At 61.1% G+C, this 1212-nt stretch carries 1 protein-coding gene; it reads right to left on the bottom strand.

The window, feature by feature from the left end; genetic code table 11:
• Positions 1 to 470: 470 nt before the first annotated feature.
• Positions 471 to 1212: sensor histidine kinase (locus BKH32_RS12360; RefSeq protein WP_256691892.1), on the bottom strand; the 742-nt coding region annotated here is incomplete at its 5' end.

Below are 1212 nucleotides of genomic sequence, written 5' to 3'. Positions count from 1 at the left end.
GGATCAAAAGGGAGTTCCATGATTCTTGTGATTCAAGGCCGAGATCGGTGATTTATTGCCGTGGCAACAATGATTGCATCAGCATGAGTGATCGGTGTGGCCTTGCTTTTGAGTTCTGTCTGTGTGTCGTCAGTGGCAGCTTCCCAAACGTAGTTTTCCTAGAGTAAAGCAGTTGGATGGGGCGAAGGGTGCCGGGTCGGAGAAACCGGAAACTGAGGCAGCGGCCGAGTTGTGCTCCGCTGCCGAGGCGCTGGAGAGCGGACACAAAAGCAGAACTCCTCCGAGGATGGCGGCGGAAAGGATGGGGGAAACGACCTTGCGCATGTTTGACTCCTTGCGGTGACGAGGTGATGGCTTAAGTCTGGCCTGCCATCCGGGGCTGCAACAGCCTTCTTATGGATGAAATCACATACGACTTTCTATGGATGCCGGCCGCTCCGGTGTGCTCAAAGGTGGAGGTGGTTGGCATGTCAGTCCGTGGTCGTCGGGGGTGTGGGGTGGAGGGGGATGGTGAAGATGGTGGTCCAGCGGTTGGTGGTGTGGGTGGTGTGGAGGGAGCCGCCGAGGGATTCGATGCGTTGTTGGGCTTGGGTGAGGCCGAGTTGGGATGAGGTGGTGGTGTTGGTGGGTTGGTGGGGGTTGATGGGGTTGGTGCACATGCATTCGAGGGTGTCGTTGTCGGTCTCGATGGTGAGGGTGGCGGTGCTGGAGGGGGGTGTGTGCTTGGCGGCGTTGTTGATGAGCTCGGCGATGATGCGTACGAGCTGTTGGCGGACGCCCGGGCCGATGTTGGGGTTGTCGAGCAGGTCGGTGCCGTGGGTGGTGAGGTGGGCGTCTCGGTGCGCGAGGGTTTGTTGGACGGTGTGGATGGTGTCGGTCAGGGGTGGTGGGGGTGAGGCGGCCAGTAGGAGGAGGGAGTCGTCTCCTTCGGCGGCGCTCATGGCTTTGAGGCTGCGTCGTAGTTGTTCGACGGCGGTGCGTACGGGGGTGATGATGGCTGTGAGCTGTTGGTTGAGGTGGGTGTTGTGGGGGTCGGCCAGGCGGGCTTGCTCGGCGATCATGACGGCGTGGCTGAGGTCGCGTACGACGGTGTCGTGGAGCTCGGAGACGACCAGGCGTCGTTGCTGGTCGAGCTTGTGCTGGCGTTCCTGCTCGGTGGTGCTGGCCTGGAGACGGTGATGGCGGATGACCTCACCGACCACCACACAAGGA

Source organism: Actinomyces oris, assembly GCF_001929375.1.
Classification (GTDB): Bacteria; Actinomycetota; Actinomycetes; order Actinomycetales; family Actinomycetaceae; genus Actinomyces; species Actinomyces oris_B.
The sequence above is the reverse complement of the archived record's forward strand: the minus strand, read 5'-3'. Positions and strand labels throughout refer to the sequence as shown.